Raw genomic sequence first — 14,123 nt, 5'->3', positions numbered from 1 at the left:
GGGCAACCTTACTGTCACTGAAGTAGAGAGGAATACTCCTTCGGGAGTAGGGCATACTGGTGTCCGAAGTCCAGCAGAGGGCTTTCGTCTCGAACGTTGAGCGAGGCGTGCCTCTGTATGGGCTTTTCCTGTTACAGAGGCCGCCTGCCACCCCATAGAGGAGCAGCGATGGCTGTGCAGGAACTCGTCCTCGAAGAGATGACCGCCGAAGAGCTCCTGGCCGAGATGGTCGGGGAAGGAACCCCCGACAGTCTCAGAGAACGGCTTCGCGAGCGCATCGTGGAGATGCACCGGCCGCTGGCGATGGAGATCGCCCGGCGCTACCGCTACCGCGGCGAGCCGCTGGAGGACCTCCTCCAGGCGGCGTACGTCGGGCTCATGAAGGCCATCAACGGCTTCGACCCCTCGCTCGGCCACGCCTTCAGGGGCTACGCCGTCGTCACCATGACCGGGGAGGTCAAGCGTCACTTCCGCGACCGCACCTGGGCGATCCGGGTGCCCCGCCTCTACCAGGAACGCCGCTCCGAGCTGAACCGGCTCGTCGCCGACCTCAGCCAGGACCTCGGCCGCTCGCCGACCGTCGCCGAGCTGGCCGCGAAGATGAAGATCTCCGAGGAGGACGTCCTGCTCACGCTCGACGCCTCCGCCGCCTACAGCACGCTCTCGCTGGACGCGCCGCTCGGCACCGATGACGACGCCGCCTCCCTCGGCGACGTCATCCCCGAGGACGACGACACGCTCAGCACCATGGTCGACCGCGAAGCCGTCAAGCCGCTCATCGACGCGCTCCCCTCGCGCGAGAAGCACATCCTGCTGCTGCGGTTCTTCGGGAACATGACCCAGGCAGAGATCGCCGCGGAGTTCGGCATCTCGCAGATGCACGTCTCCAGGATTCTCCGCAAGGTCCTCGACCAGCTGCGCGCAGAGCTGACCGTCGGTTAAGGGGGAACGCCGGGTGATGACAGAGGACATCCATCCTCAGGCGGGCTCACCGGGCCCGCCACCCGGCGCGCGCGTGCGCAGGCTTCATTTCCGGCTCCCGGACCTGCCGCAGGTCCGGGAGTTCGCCGCGTCCGGGGCACGAGAGCTCGGCATGCGCCATGAGGCCGTGGACGACTTCGTCATCGCCGTCAACGAGGTGGCCACCAACGCGGTCACCCACGGGGACGACGCGGCGCGGGTGCGCCTCTGGTCCGACTCCGGGGACATCGTGATCGAGGTGCACGACGACGGCACCTGGAAGCCGGGCCCGCTGCCCGGCTCGGTGGGCGGCATGGGGCTGTGGGTGGCCCGGTTGCTGTCGTCCGACCTGACCCTTCACATCGGCGGCGGAAGCACCGTGACCATGAGGTTTCCGGGCAAGAGCTGATATCAGCCGCCGACTGGCCCACGTGCAAAGAGCCGCGCCCGGCGTATCGAGTACGCCGGGCGCGGCCGCTTGTCCTGATCGGCTAGCGCCGGCTACGGCCGCGCCAGCCTCCGTAGCTCTTCACGCTCGCCGTGCCGATGCCGGCCTGGTGCAGCGCCAGCAGCGTCAGGCCCAGCAGCATGAACGTGGTGCCGGAGATGCTTCCGGCGATCTGCGTATCCAGCAGGTCCAGCAGGAACCCTAAACCGAAGACGATCGCGGCGACTATCGCGAGCATGTGATCCTCCTCCTACACCGTGGTCTTGCTGGACGACGCCGGGTTGTCCCGGCCTGACATGGCGAGCAGTCCCTCCAGTACGCCCCGGTACTCGCGGAGTGCCTGCCGGAGCCGCTCGGTGTCGTCGCCGCCGTCGCTCTTCCAGCGCTCGCGCAGCTCTCCCGTACGGGACCGCAACGCGTTCGTCAGCGAGTCGACGACCTCGCCCACGAGCCCGTCGGCGCGGTGGACCGCTTCCGCCGGGTCGTCGACGAAGGAGGCCTGCACGTCCCGCCAGCGTGACTGCACCTCGTCGGGGTCCTGCTCGAACAGGGGGAACGCCTGGGGAGCGGCGTGCGAGGGTGGATCCTCGGCGGGCTGGGCGGGCCCGGGGCCGGCCGCGGTCACCTGCTCGGTCGCCGTCACCGTGTCGTGCGGTCCGTCATACGGGGAGTCGGGGTCGGGATCCCGGGCCGCGTCATGAAGGGGGTCGGCGTCCGCCGTGCCGTCATGGAGGGGATCGGCGTGCGCCTTGCCGTCATGAAGGGGGTCGGCGTGCGCCGTGCCGTCATGGAGCGGGTCCGGGTCACCGGGCGCCGGGTGGGGGCCGGTGTCATCGGTGGTGTGCCTGTCCGACACGACCAGCACGTCCTCGTCATTCCTGCCGTACGGCTCCCGGTGGGTGCCGCCGGCCTTGTCGTCCGTGGTGTACTCGTCGTCGCGGTCGTTCCGTACCTGCTGGTCGGAGCGCTGCGACGGCACGTTCAGCTCGTCGTTCATACCCGTCACCGTCCTCGGGTCGTCTCGTGCAGTAATTCCTCGAAGAGCGCGCGATAGTGGACCATCGCCTGGCGCAGGTCCTCGGTCGAGGCCTCCTTGCGGGTCGCGCGCTCGCTGATGTCGTGCGCCTTCCGGTAGTGGGTCAGCGTCTCGGCGTGCCCCACCGACAGGTCGGCGATCCGCTGGCGGAAGTCCTCCGTCGGGTAGCCGCGCTCGGCCATGACCGCCGTCACCAGCTGGTCGGCCTCCGCCACGGCGGATTCGGGGGCGTCCACGAAGCGCTCCTGCACCTCGGCCCACCGGTTGGCGTAGTCGTCACGTGACTGTTCGGGAAGCGGCTTGATGTCCAGCTCGGCGTGGCGCTGCTCGCGGGCGATCAGCTCCTGCTCGGCCTCGCGCTTGCTGTCGTGCTCGGCCATCGTGCGCTCGTACTCGGGGCCGAAACGGTCGCGCAACCGGCTGCGGCGCTGTTGCTGCACGACCACGTAGGCCACCGCGGCGACCGCCGCGATCGCGACCACGACGAGGGCCACCCAGATCAAGGTGTCCATATTGTTCGCCTCCGGTCTCTTCTGTTGAGACCGCGAACTGCCCAGGGAAGCGCCGGTGAAACGCCGCCTTCAGCCCTCTTCCAGGGCCTTTCTGGCGGCTTCCAGCACGGCTGCGACGTGGGAGCCGTCAGGGGCCGCAGGGATCTCCACGAAGCCGGTCGCCGGGTCGTAGCCGACGTCGAGCCCGGCGTCGACCAGCCGCTTGGCCCACCGCAGCGCGGTGTTGAGCCGCTCGGGCGCGGGCGGCCTGCCCTGCGCCGCCGCCGACAGGTTGCGCAGGTTGGTGGCGGGGCCGGACTGGGAGTGGGCGCGCTCCAGCTTCCACGGCAGCGCCCGGCTGTGGTCGAGCATCGGCTTGGCCAGCCCGGCGGCCCGCTTGGCCTGCAGCACCCCGGACTCGCTCACCCCGAAATGGGCGGCCAGCTCCTGCACGCTCAGCCCGCGGGCGACCAGCCTGGCCAGCTCGTCGCGGTCGATCGTCGGCCTGCGCCCCATGGGCCACCTCCGGGCATGACGTACGGACGCGCAACAGGATCACAGGCGCCGGCGGGTGCGGACGGTCTCGCCGACGTCGCGGCGCCAGAGACGACGAAGCCCTGATGAGAATCGCTCCCCATCAGGGCTTTAACGTCGGGATGACAGGATTTGAACCTGCGACCCCTTGACCCCCAGTCAAGTGCGCTACCAAGCTGCGCTACATCCCGTGGTGCTGTCGCGTGGCCGAGCTTCTCGCTCTGCTCCGCGGGGAAAACATTACCATGCGCCACGGACCTCTCGGCGCCACCTTTCCGCCGGTCCGCCTGTTGCGGGCGGACCCTAGAGTGTCCCCATGGGCATGGTCGGGACGGTCGGGCTGGTGCTGCATCCTCAGCGCGACTCCAAGGAGGCGATCGACATCATCCTCGGCTGGGCCGCCGGTCGTGACGTCACGGTGCTCGGGCTGCCCGAGGAGGTGGGGCGGATCGACTGCAGCGCGGTGGCGGTCGACGGCCAGACGCTGGTGGAGCGGGCCGACCTGGTGGTGAGCCTGGGCGGCGACGGCACGATGCTGCGCACGATGCGGCTGATCGCCGGTCGCGGCACTCCGGTGCTCGGCGTCAACCTGGGGCGGCTGGGCTTCCTCGCCGAGATCGACGTGGCCGAGCTGTCGGAGACGCTCTCGGCGATCGACCACAACCGCCACACCGTGGAGCCGCGGATGGCGGTCCGCACCAGGCTCGGAAATCAGGAGCTGATGGCGTTCAACGACATCGCCCTGGTGCGCTTCCCCGGCGACGGGCTGGCGGCGGTGACCGTCACCGCGGCCGGCAACCCGTTCGTCAACTACGCAGCCGACGCGGTCATCGTGGCCACCTCCACCGGGTCCACCGCCTACAGCTTCTCCGCGGGCGGGCCGGTGGTGTCGCCGCGGGTGGAGGCGGTGCTGGTGGTGCCCGCGGCGGCGCACTCGGCGTTCAACCGGGCGCTGGTGCTGCCTGCGGACGAGGAGGTCAGGCTGGAGCTCCTGCCCTCCAGCGGGCAGCTGGCCGTCGAGCTGGACGGCAGGGTGGTGGGCCGTCTCGGCCCCGGCGATCAGATCACGGTGACGGCCTGCCCGGGAGCCGCCAAGGTGGTGCGCCTCGGCACCACCTTCTACGAGCGCGCCCGCCGCAAGCTCCGGGTCGACGGCAGCGTCGAGATCGCCTGAGCCCGCCCCCTACGGCGGGGAGCCGGCGCGGCGGTGGCGGGCGCGGCGGGGGAGCGGCCGGTCGCCGTACGTGCCGTCCGGCCCGGGATGGGGAGCCCGCGGGGTGTCGTCGGCGAAGAAGGACTCTCCGGAGGGCCGGGGCGCGGGCTCGGGTTCGCCGGAGGCGGCGCCGGACGGGTTCGCGTGGCGGGAGGTGACGAGGGCGGCCAGCGCGGTGGTGATCGGCACGGCGGAGATGAGCCCCAGCGTGCCCACCACGCTGCGGGCCACCTCCTGGGCGATGACCGGCGTCGTCAGCACCTCGCCCAGCGGCTGCTCGCCGATGCTGAACAGCAGCAGCAGAGGCAGCGACGCCCCCGCGTACGCCAGGATGATCGTGTTGATGACCGACGCGATGTGCGCCCGGCCGATCCGGCTGCCCGCCCGGTAGAGGCGGCGGAACCCGTAGGACGGGTTGGCCGCGGCCAGCTCGGACACGGTCACCGACTGGGTGACCGTCACGTCGTCCAGGACCCCCAGCGCGCCGATCATGATGCTCGCCAGCAGCAGCCCCTGCGTGTCGATGGACATGCTCATGTCGAGGGTGAACGAGCTGTCGTCGGTGATGCCGCTCAGCTTGGCGACCCCGATCACCGCGTACGAGAGCACGCCGGTCACGGCGAGGCTGGCCAGCGTGCCGAGCACCGCCATCGAGGTCGCCAGCGTGAAGCCGTGCGTCAGGAACAGCACCGACAGCATGATCGCCGAGGCGCCCACGATCGCGACCAGCATCGGCGGCTCGCCACCCAGGATGCCGGGGATCACGAACGTCAGCAGCAGCACGAACGTGATCGCCAGCCCCAGCAGCGCCGTCAGCCCCCGCCACCGCCCGAACGCGATCACCGCCAGCGCGAACGCCGCCCCGAGCAGCAGCAGCGGCGCCGACCGGTCGTGGTCGGACAGCTGGTAGGCCGGCATGCCCTCCTCGGCCTGCGGGTTGTGCAGCAGCACCACGTCGTCGCCCGCGGTGAAGCGCTGGGAGCCCGGCCCGCTGGGCAGCGACAGGGTGACCTGGCGGCCCTCGTCGCGCCCCTCGCCGACGGTGACGGTCGCCTTGCCGCAGGTCGCCGGGTGCGGCTCGGGCGCGCCGGGCTGCGTCTCACCGCACGGCTCCAGCGCCACCGCGGTGATCGTGCCGGCCACCCGCTGGAACCCGGTCTGCTCCTGGGCCGCCTCCGGACGCCCGTCCGGCCACAGCAGCACCAGCGCCGCCAGCGTGACGGCCGCCAGCGGCAAAAGAACGGCCAGCGTGGCCACGACGGCCCGCCGTGAAGCGGGCACCGGGGTGCCGTGCGCATGGTCGTGCGCGTGGTTGGCGCCCATCCCTGATCAGACCTCCTCGTCCGGTCGGCGAGTGCGACAGTACTGCACGTGGACGGGGTGGGTAGGCCATCGGAATGGCGACGCTCGTGGGCACCTCGGGGTGGCAGTACGCGGACTGGCGCGGCGTCCTCTATCCCGAGGGGGTGCCGCAGCGGCGCTGGCTGGAGACGTACGCGGAGACCTTCCCCACGGTCGAGAACAACAACGCGTTCTACCGGCTGCCGAAGCCGGAGACGTTCGCCGGCTGGCGCGAGCGCACCCCCGACGGCTTCGTCATGGCGGTCAAGGCCAGCCGCTACCTCACCCACATCAAGCGGCTGGACGAGCCGGAGGAGCCCGTCGCCAGGCTGATGGCGGCCGCGTCGGGGCTCGGCGGCACGCTCGGCCCGATCCTGCTGCAGCTCCCGCCCACGCTGCGGGCCGACCCCGGCCGGCTGGAACGCTGCCTGAGCTGCTTCCCCGGGCACGTCAGGCTGGCCGTGGAGTTCCGGCACGAGTCGTGGTGGACCGGCGAGACCCGGGCGATCCTGGAGGCCCGCCAGGCCGCCCTGTGCTGGGCCGACCGGCTCAACCAGCCGCAGAACCCGTTCTGGCGGACCGCGCCGTGGGGGTACGTGCGGCTGCACCAGGGCCGCGCCGCCGACGGGTTCTCGTACGGGGACGCGGCGCTGAAGACCTGGGCCGGGCGGGTCCGCGAGGCGGGCTGGCGGGACGCGTACGTGTACTTCAACAACGACCCTGGCGGCGCGGCGGTGCGGAACGCCACGCGCTTTGCCAGACTGCTTTAGGTGCGTACCCGCCTGTATCGGGACGGCCGGCTGGAGAAGGAGAACTTCCCCCTGGCCGAGGTCTCCGACCACGTGTCCGACCACCGCAACGCGATCTGGATCGACCTGTGCCGGCCGACGCCTGAGGAGCTGACCGCGCTCGGCGACGAGCTGGGCCTGCACGAGCTGGCCGTCGAGGACGTGCTCGCCGACCACCAGCGCCCCAAGGCCGACGTCTACGCCAACCACCTGTTCATCACCGTGTACGCGATGCGCTTCGACGGCGACCGGTTCGCCCCGGCCGAGATCGACGTCTTCGTCACCGAGACCGCCCTCGTCACGGTCAGGCTGGATCCGGCGGTCGACCTGGACGAGGTGGTCCGGCGCTGGGACGCCGCGCCCGCGCTGGCCGGGAACGGGGTGCTGTTCCTGCTGCACGGCCTGCTCGACTGGGTGGTCGACGGCCAGCTGGAGCTGGTGCTCGACCTGGACGGAAGGGCCGAGGACCTGGAGGAGGAGCTGTTCGAGGAGCGGCCCGCCGACGCCAGGGAGGTGCAGCGGAAGATGTACGAGCTGCGCAAGACCTCCGCGCATTTCCGCAAGGTCGTGATGCCGATGCGGGAGCTCTTCGGCACCCTGCTCCACCGCGACCAGGGCGTCCTGCGCGGCTCCCAGATGATGCCCTACTACCAGGACGTCTACGACCACGTGCAGCGCACCGCCGAGCTGCTGGAGTCGCTGCGCGACCTGCTGGCCAACATGCGCGAGACGCGCCTGGCCCAGCAGGGCTTCCGGCTCAACCAGATCATGAAACGGCTCACCGGCTGGGCGGCCATCATCGCGGTGCCCACCGCCATCACCGGCTTCTACGGCCAGAACGTGCCGTTCCCCGGTTCCGGCCAGGCGGTGGGCTTCTGGATGTCGCTGGCGCTGGTGTCCGTCGTGTCGGTGGCGCTGTACGTGGTGTTCAAGAAGAACGACTGGTTGTAGGGCGGCGGGCAGGGCACGCCCCGGTCCTCCAGCGTCAGGCCGACCCGCACCGTCACCTCGCGCGCGCCGCCGGCCGGGTGCAGCGGCAGGCAGCGCCCGCCGGCGACGAGCGTCCTGCGCCCGATCGGGGTGGCGATCAGCGACAGCTCGCCGTACGCGGCCGGCGCCGCCAGCCGCAGCAGCCACGCCCCCTCGGGCGTACGCGACCGGGTCCCTTCGAGCGCGTAGTAGTCGAGCACGCCGCCGCCGGTGGACACCACGGCGCGCATCGTGAAGCCGCGGCCCTCGGCGGTGAACAGCTCCGCCGAGGGCGCACGGTAGACCGAATGGACGTACGCGAGAGCGAACGCCCCGGAGGGCGGCAGCACCAGCCCGTTGACGGCCGGGCGCCCCGGCCCGCCGCCGGAGCCGAGCGCCAGCACCGCGGCGAGCGAGAGGGCCAGCCGGATCAGCCCTTCTCCTTGAAGTAGCGGGCCGCGCCGGGGTGCAGGGCGACCGGCCGCACCTGCTGGGCCAGCGCCGGGTCGAGCTTGTCGGCCTCCGGGTGGACCGCGACCAGCTCCTGCTTCTTCTCGAACAGCGTCCGGGTGATGTCGTAGGCCAGCTGCTCGTCCATGGTGTCGGGCACCAGCAGCACGTTGGCGATGCCGACCGTCTCCACGGAGCCTTCGAGCTTGTAGACGTCCAGGCCGATGTCGAGCCCGACGTACTGCTCGCCGTACTCGCGCTGCATCTCCGCCAGCACGTCGGCGGTGTCGATGATCTTGATGTCGGGCTTGCTGGTGGCCAGGTCCACCACGCCGGCCGTGGGCAGGCCGCCGACCCAGAAGAACGCGTCGACGGTGCCGTCCTTGACGGCCTGCACCGACTCGTTGATCGACAGCTGCTGCTTGCTGATGTCGGTGTCGGGGTCGAGCCCGGCCGCCTCCAGCATCCGCCTGGCCACGACCTGCGTGCCGGAGTTCGGCGGGCCGAGCGAGACCGTCTTGCCCTTCAGGTCGGCCACCTTCCCGGCCTGCACGCCCGGGGCGACCACCACGTGCGCGTAGTTGTCGTAGATCCGGGCCAGCGCCTTGACCGGCTGCTTCTCGGTGAACGAGCCGGTGCCGTTGACCGCGTCGGCGGCCGTGTCGGCCTGGGAGAAGCCGATGTCGGCCTTGCCGGTGGCCAGCAGCTTGATGTTCTCGACGGAGGCGGAGGTGACCGAGGCGGTGGCCTGGGTGTCGGCGATGTTGGCCGACAGCTGCTTGGCCAGGCCGCCGCCGTAGACGTAGTAGACGCCGGTGGTGCCGCCGGTGGCGATCGACAGCCGGTTGCCCGAGCCTCCGCCGGCGCCTCCGCAGCCCGCGATCAGGCCGGCCACGGCGAGCACCGCAAATATCCGCTTCACGCTGGGACGCTCCTTCTTCTGATGAGGTGGACGGCTGCCGCGACGGCCAGCACGGCCAGGCCCGCGACGATCGGGACGGGTTCGAGGAACAGCAGCAGCACGGCGGCCACCGCGGCCAGCAGCCGCTCGGGCGCGCCGGCCAGGCCGCCGGTGGCCATCGCCAGGGCCGCCACCGCGACGGCCGACACCGCCGTCATGGCCAGCACGGTGCCGAACGGCCCCTGGCCGAGCAGCGCCTGGCCGTGCGGGGTGAGCACGAACGCGAACGGCACGAGGAAGGCCGGCAGCGTGTAGCGCCAGGTCATCATCATGGTCCGGTACGTGTTGCCGCCGGTGATGGCGGAGGCCGCGACCGCCGACAGCGCGGTCGGCGGGCTCACCTCGGACAGCACCGCGTAGTAGAAGATGAACATGTACGCCTCGGCCTGCCCCACGCCGAGAGCCGTCAGCGCGGGGGCGATGATCACCGCCGCGATGATGAAGCTGGCCGTCACCGGCACCGCCAGGCCGAGCAGCATGACCGCCACGGCCGCCATCACCGTGGTCAGGATCAGGTTGCCCGCGGCGAAGTCCACGATGATCGAGCTCAGGTTCAGGCCGAGCCCGGTCTGGGTGATGACGCCGACGATGATGCCCGCCGCCGCGCACACCGCGGTCACCGGGAGCACCTCCAGCGTGCCCTTGGCCAGCGCCCGGCCGATCCGCCTCGGGCCCATCCGGTGGGCGGGGTCCAGGAACGACAGGGCGAACGCGACCGCGGTGGCGATCACCACCGACTGGAACGCCGACCGGTCCATCGCCATCAGGACCACGATCAGGATCAGCGAGCTGAAGTGGTAGCCGAAGCGCAGCAGCAGCCTGCCGACGCCGGGCGTGTCCACCCGCACGGCGTGCGTGCCGAACCGGCGGGAGTCGATCTCGATCGCCAGCAGGATGCCCAGGTAGTAGAGGATCGTCGGGATCGTCGCGTAGATCAGCACCTGGAGGTAGCTGACCCGCATGACCTCCGCGATGATGAACGCCGCCGCGCCGAGCGTCGGCGGCGACAGGATGGCGCCGATGCCGGCGGCCGCGAGGATGCCGCCGGCGGGCTCTCTCGGGTAGCCGGCCCGCCGCAGCACCGGCCAGGCCACGCTGCCCAGGCTCACGGTGGTCGCCACGCCCGAGCCGGACACCGTGCCGAGCAGGAATCCGGCGGTGGTGACGGTGCGGCCGGGGGCGGCGCGTGACCTGCGGAAGGCGGAGAAGCTCAGGTCGATGAAGAACCTGCTGGCGCCGGAGTAGTCGAGGACCGCGCCGTAGACGGTGAAAAGGATGATGTAACTCGCCGCCACCTGGAGGGGGACGCCGAAAAAGCCTTCCGTGCCCGTATAGAGCTGTGACACGATCTGGTCGAGGTCGAGACCTCGGTGGCCGATCGTCCAATCGACGGGCAGCATCGCGCCGTAATAGGCATAGGCCAGAAAAATGGCGCAAATGATGGAGAGAACCGCGCCGACCGTGCGGCGCACCGCCTCCAGCAGGAGCAGGGTCAGCCCTATCCCGGCGATCACGTCCAGCTCGGACAGCGCCGCGCCCGACCCTCGATCGCGGAACGACTCGATGTCCGCCAGCGGGTACACGAGCACCGCCAGCGAGGCCAGCGCCAGCAGCCAGTCACCGACGGTCGGCCACTCGCCTTTCCTGCGCACCGGACCCTCCGCCCCGACCTCCACCGGAAGCGTGTCCCCGAGCGGCGCCGGACCGGGCTCCTCCGCCGCCCCGGTCGTCCGGTCGAGGACCAGCGTGTCGTCAGGGGTGTTCGGCCGGGCGGTATCCAGAAGACCGGCGCCCGGGCGGGAGGGGCTGTCCGGGAGGTCGGTGTCCGGACGGGTGGTGGTGTCCGGAGGGCTGGTGTCCGGGTGGGCGGTGGTGTCCGGGGGGTCGGTGTCCGGGTGGGTGGTGGTGTCCGGAGGGCTGGTGTCCGGGTGGGTGGTGGTGTCCGGGTGGGTGGTGGTGTCCGGGTGGGTGGGGGTGTCCGGCGAGGCTCCGATGACCACCGTGTCCGCCGACGGGCTCGCGCCCTTCGGCGGGTCGGCGGCCGGGACGTCGCGCAGCGTCGGCGCGTCCGGGAGGACCCCCGTAGCGCGGACCTCCGGCAGCGTCGGGGCCTCGCCCAACGTGAGCGCCCTGGCGTCCGGGTGCGTCGCCGCCCCGGCGGGCGGCCCGGACCGGGAGAAGCGGGCGCGCAGGCGGCGCGCGAACGGCCCGTCCAGCCGCCGGCCGAGGCGCCGCAGATCGCCGGGGAGGTGACGGAGGCGGCTCAGGGACTGCGCCGCGCCCGACCGGTAGCAGAGGAACACCAGCGGCAGCGCCGCCGCCAGGAACGTCATCCGGTGCTGCAACGCCTCGACCGGCCAGAACACGACCGCGATCGAGTAGGCCGAGAGCAGCCCGCCGACGACCCACACGCCGAGCCGTAAGGGGCCTGCGAGCTGGCGGGCCGGGCGTTCCTGTTCGCGGGCCTGTACGGGCCCGGCCTGTCGGTCGCTCGACTCGGTCAAAACAACTCCCTCTGACACGGCGTTGGGGGCAATGTACGAGCCCTTTACCGACTGTGGGAAGAGTCGTGACGTTTATTTGATCTATTGCCCGGGTTGGAAGCGCGGCGCGCACATCGCCGCCAATTCGGCGACCGGCACCACCCCTGCCTGGCAGCCGTCGCGCAGCCGCACCGCCGCCCCGCCGCCGGCGGCCTCGCGCGGTCCCACGACGAGCTGGAAGGGAACCAGCCGGTTGGCCCTGATCCGGGCGCCGAGGGTGCCCCGGCCCGGCTCGACGAGCTCGGCCCGCATCCCCGCCGCCACGCAGCGCCGTACCACGTCGCCCGCGGCGGGCAGCTCGGCGTCGGACAGCGGCAGCACGACCGCCTGCACCGGCGCCATCCAGGCGGGGAACGCGCCGCCGTGCACCTCGATCAGGTGGGCCACCAGCCGCTCCAGCCCGCCCACCACGCTGCGGTGCACCATCACCGGCCGGTCGCCGCCCGCGTACTCCAGGTCGAAGCGCTCCGGCTGGAAGGAGTCGACCTGCACGGTCGACAGGGTCGACTCGCGCCCCGCCGGGTCCGCGATCTGGATGTCGATCTTGGGGCCGTAGAAGGCGCCCTCGCCGCGCTCCTCGTCGTAGGCCCGCCCGCGCTGGTCGAGCACCTCGCGCAGGATCGACTCCGAGCGGTCCCACATCTGCGGGTCGTCGACGAACTTGGCGCCCTCGCCGCGCAGCGACAGCCGGTAGCGGGCGGCCTCGATGCCGAGCTGGGCGTGCGCGGCCTCGATCAGGTCGAGCGCGGCCGACACCTCGCCGGCCGCCTGCTCCGGCCGGCAGAACACGTGCCCGTCGTTGAGCTGGATGGCCCGTACCCTGGTCAGCCCGCCGAGCACGCCGGACAGCTCCGAGCGGTACATGCCGCCCAGCTCGGCGATCCGCAGCGGCAGGTCGCGGTGGGTGCGCGGGCGGGAGCGGTAGACGAGCGCGTGGTGCGGGCAGAGGCTGGGCCGCAGCACGAACTCCTCCCCGCCCACCCGCATCGGCGGGAACATGTCCTCGGCGTAGTGCGCCCAGTGCCCGGATCGCTCGTACAGCTCGCGCTTGCCCAGCACGGGCGAGTTGACGTGCTGGTAGCCGTTGCGGCGCTCCAGCTCGTACACATAGTCCTCGACGGCCTTGCGGACGGCGGCGCCCGCCGGCAGCCAGAAGGGGAGCCCGGGGCCGATCAGCGGGTCGGTGTCGAAGAGGCCGAGCTCGCGGCCGAGTCTGCGGTGGTCGTTCATGATCGTCCTTCGCGTGGAAAGGGCGAACGACCGACTCTCCCGGGCATTCGCCCGGGAGCAGGAATCAGCGCGCCGGGACGGGGTCCGGCGTCGTCGTGACGAGAGCGCGCTGCATGGGCCCGACGATAGCAGCCTGACTGTCGCGTCCGCCCCCGGAAAATTCGGCAGTGGTATAAAGAACCGTGGCCGAGATCACCCTGAACGTCCGCCAGTTGCAGGCGTTCGCCGAGGTCGGCTACCAGGTGGCCGCGGGAGCCGGGGCCCACGGCGCGATGACCGCGCTGCGCGAGGTGGTGCCGGTCGACGCCTACGAGTTCGTCGCCTTCGACCCCGCCACCGGCCGCCACCAGAGCGTCGTGTCCGACGGGCACCGGCGCGTCGACGGCGACGCCGCCGAGGAATACACCGGGCTGGAGGCCTACCGCACGGCGATGGCCACCCGCCGGCCGGTGGTCATGCCGGAGCCGGGCACCGAGCTCTACTTCCGCCGCCATCTGGCGCCCTACGGGTGGCGGGCGGGGCTGACGGCGCCGCTGTTCCTGGCCGAGGGCCGCTACACGGGCCTGCTCCACCTGGCCGCCCGCGACGCGTTCCCCGAGCTGACCGGGCCGCTGGTGACGGCCGTGAGCCCGATGCTGGCGCACGTCACCGACCTCACCCGGTGCGTGATCGACCCGGTGGGGCTGCCGCCGGGGTTCCACGCGGTCGCCTTCGACCGGGCCGGCATCCTGCGCGAGGTCCCCGGGCGGCCGGTCTCCGAGGCGCTGCGCGACGATCCGGCGATGCCCGCCTACGCGCGCGCGTTCATCGACTCGCGCGAGCTCGGCCGTCACGGCCTCTGGCTCGACCGGAGCGGGCAGTGGCACGAGACCCGGCTGCTGCGCGCCGGCGTCGGCTACCAGGGCTCGCTGCAGGGCGCGGTGGTGGCCGAGCGGCCCTGCTCCCTGCCGTACGACCTGACGGGGCGCGAGGTGGACGTGCTCACCCGGGTCGCGGCCGGCGACTCCAACCCGCAGATCGCCGCCGCGCTCGTGCTCAGCGTCCGAACCGTCACCACCCACCTCGAGCACATCTTCGCCAAACTGGCCTGCGACAGCCGCACCCGGCTGACCACGAAGGCGCTGGCCGAGGGCCTGTGCCGGCTCGACGTCTAGACCGG

The 14,123-nt window shown here is 71.7% G+C and carries 14 protein-coding genes and 1 tRNA gene; 6 read left to right on the top strand and 9 right to left on the bottom strand.

Translation table 11 applies throughout. The features are described 5' to 3' along the window. Positions 1–168 precede the first annotated feature (168 nt). On the top strand, positions 169–942 hold the full coding sequence (locus FR742_RS21170; RefSeq protein WP_148032546.1) for a SigB/SigF/SigG family RNA polymerase sigma factor: 774 nt from the start codon (positions 169–171) through the stop codon (positions 940–942). A 73-nt stretch (positions 943–1,015) separates the two neighbouring features. After that, complete coding sequence (locus tag FR742_RS21165) at positions 1,016–1,369, top strand: ATP-binding protein (protein ID WP_261808649.1); 354 nt, start codon at positions 1,016–1,018, stop codon at positions 1,367–1,369. Positions 1,370–1,451: 82 nt separating this feature from the next. Here the strand turns inward: FR742_RS21165 and FR742_RS21160 are convergent, their stop codons facing one another. The 5 genes from FR742_RS21160 to FR742_RS21140 all read right to left on the bottom strand — a co-directional run bounded on the left by FR742_RS21160 (position 1,452) and on the right by FR742_RS21140 (position 3,660). Beyond that, positions 1,452–1,646, bottom strand: a complete 195-nt coding sequence (locus FR742_RS21160; RefSeq protein ID WP_148032544.1) for a hypothetical protein — start codon at positions 1,644–1,646, stop codon at positions 1,452–1,454. Positions 1,647–1,658: 12 nt separating this feature from the next. Next, on the bottom strand, positions 1,659–2,405 hold the full coding sequence (locus FR742_RS21155; protein WP_148032543.1) for a hypothetical protein: 747 nt from the start codon (positions 2,403–2,405) through the stop codon (positions 1,659–1,661). 5 nt (positions 2,406–2,410) lie between these two features. After that, complete coding sequence (locus tag FR742_RS21150) at positions 2,411–2,956, bottom strand: hypothetical protein (RefSeq protein WP_148032542.1); 546 nt, start codon at positions 2,954–2,956, stop codon at positions 2,411–2,413. A gap of 69 nt (positions 2,957–3,025) precedes the next feature. Then, entirely contained in the window at positions 3,026–3,451 is a 426-nt protein-coding gene (locus FR742_RS21145) for a hypothetical protein (RefSeq protein WP_148032541.1), read from the bottom strand. 135 nt (positions 3,452–3,586) lie between these two features. Further along, positions 3,587–3,660, bottom strand: a tRNA-Pro gene (locus tag FR742_RS21140). Between the two features lie 125 nt (positions 3,661–3,785). Here FR742_RS21140 and FR742_RS21135 point away from each other — a divergent pair. Next, entirely contained in the window at positions 3,786–4,643 is an 858-nt protein-coding gene (locus tag FR742_RS21135) for an NAD(+)/NADH kinase (protein ID WP_148032540.1), read from the top strand. A gap of 9 nt (positions 4,644–4,652) precedes the next feature. On the opposite strand, the gene FR742_RS21130 is transcribed toward FR742_RS21135, so the two are convergent. Continuing rightward, on the bottom strand, positions 4,653–6,005 hold the full coding sequence (locus FR742_RS21130; RefSeq protein ID WP_148032539.1) for a YibE/F family protein: 1,353 nt from the start codon (positions 6,003–6,005) through the stop codon (positions 4,653–4,655). 74 nt (positions 6,006–6,079) lie between these two features. Between FR742_RS21130 and FR742_RS21125 the strand changes: the two genes are divergently transcribed. Next, positions 6,080–6,793 carry a DUF72 domain-containing protein gene (locus FR742_RS21125; protein ID WP_148032538.1) on the top strand — a complete coding sequence of 238 codons (714 nt, stop codon included), beginning with the start codon at positions 6,080–6,082 and terminating at the stop codon, positions 6,791–6,793. Next, a complete protein-coding gene (locus FR742_RS21120) occupies positions 6,794–7,762 on the top strand; it encodes a magnesium transporter CorA family protein (RefSeq protein ID WP_219544483.1) in 969 nt (322 codons plus the stop codon). Positions 7,763–8,210: 448 nt separating this feature from the next. Here FR742_RS21120 and FR742_RS21110 read toward each other — a convergent pair whose 3' ends face one another. The 3 genes from FR742_RS21110 to thrS all read right to left on the bottom strand — a co-directional run bounded on the left by FR742_RS21110 (position 8,211) and on the right by thrS (position 13,096). Then, positions 8,211–9,152, bottom strand: a complete 942-nt coding sequence (locus FR742_RS21110; protein ID WP_148032536.1) for a TAXI family TRAP transporter solute-binding subunit — start codon at positions 9,150–9,152, stop codon at positions 8,211–8,213. Further along, on the bottom strand, positions 9,149–11,695 hold the full coding sequence (locus FR742_RS21105) for a TRAP transporter fused permease subunit (RefSeq protein WP_222709013.1): 2,547 nt from the start codon (positions 11,693–11,695) through the stop codon (positions 9,149–9,151). Before FR742_RS21105 ends, FR742_RS21110 begins: the two co-directional genes overlap by 4 nt. A gap of 81 nt (positions 11,696–11,776) precedes the next feature. After that, a complete protein-coding gene (gene thrS / locus FR742_RS21100; RefSeq protein ID WP_148032535.1) occupies positions 11,777–13,096 on the bottom strand; it encodes a threonine--tRNA ligase in 1,320 nt (439 codons plus the stop codon). A 50-nt stretch (positions 13,097–13,146) separates the two neighbouring features. On the opposite strand from thrS, the gene FR742_RS21095 reads away from it, so the two are divergent. Further along, positions 13,147–14,118 (top strand): LuxR C-terminal-related transcriptional regulator, encoded by a 972-nt coding sequence (locus FR742_RS21095; RefSeq protein WP_148032534.1) that lies wholly within the window; start codon positions 13,147–13,149, stop codon positions 14,116–14,118. Positions 14,119–14,123 lie beyond the last annotated feature (5 nt).

Origin of the sequence: Nonomuraea sp. C10 (genome assembly GCF_008017515.1) — a bacterium.
In the GTDB taxonomy this organism is placed as follows: domain Bacteria; phylum Actinomycetota; class Actinomycetes; order Streptosporangiales; family Streptosporangiaceae; genus Nonomuraea; species Nonomuraea ferruginea.
Note: the sequence above shows the minus strand (reverse complement) of the source record. Positions and strands in the feature narration are given on the sequence as shown.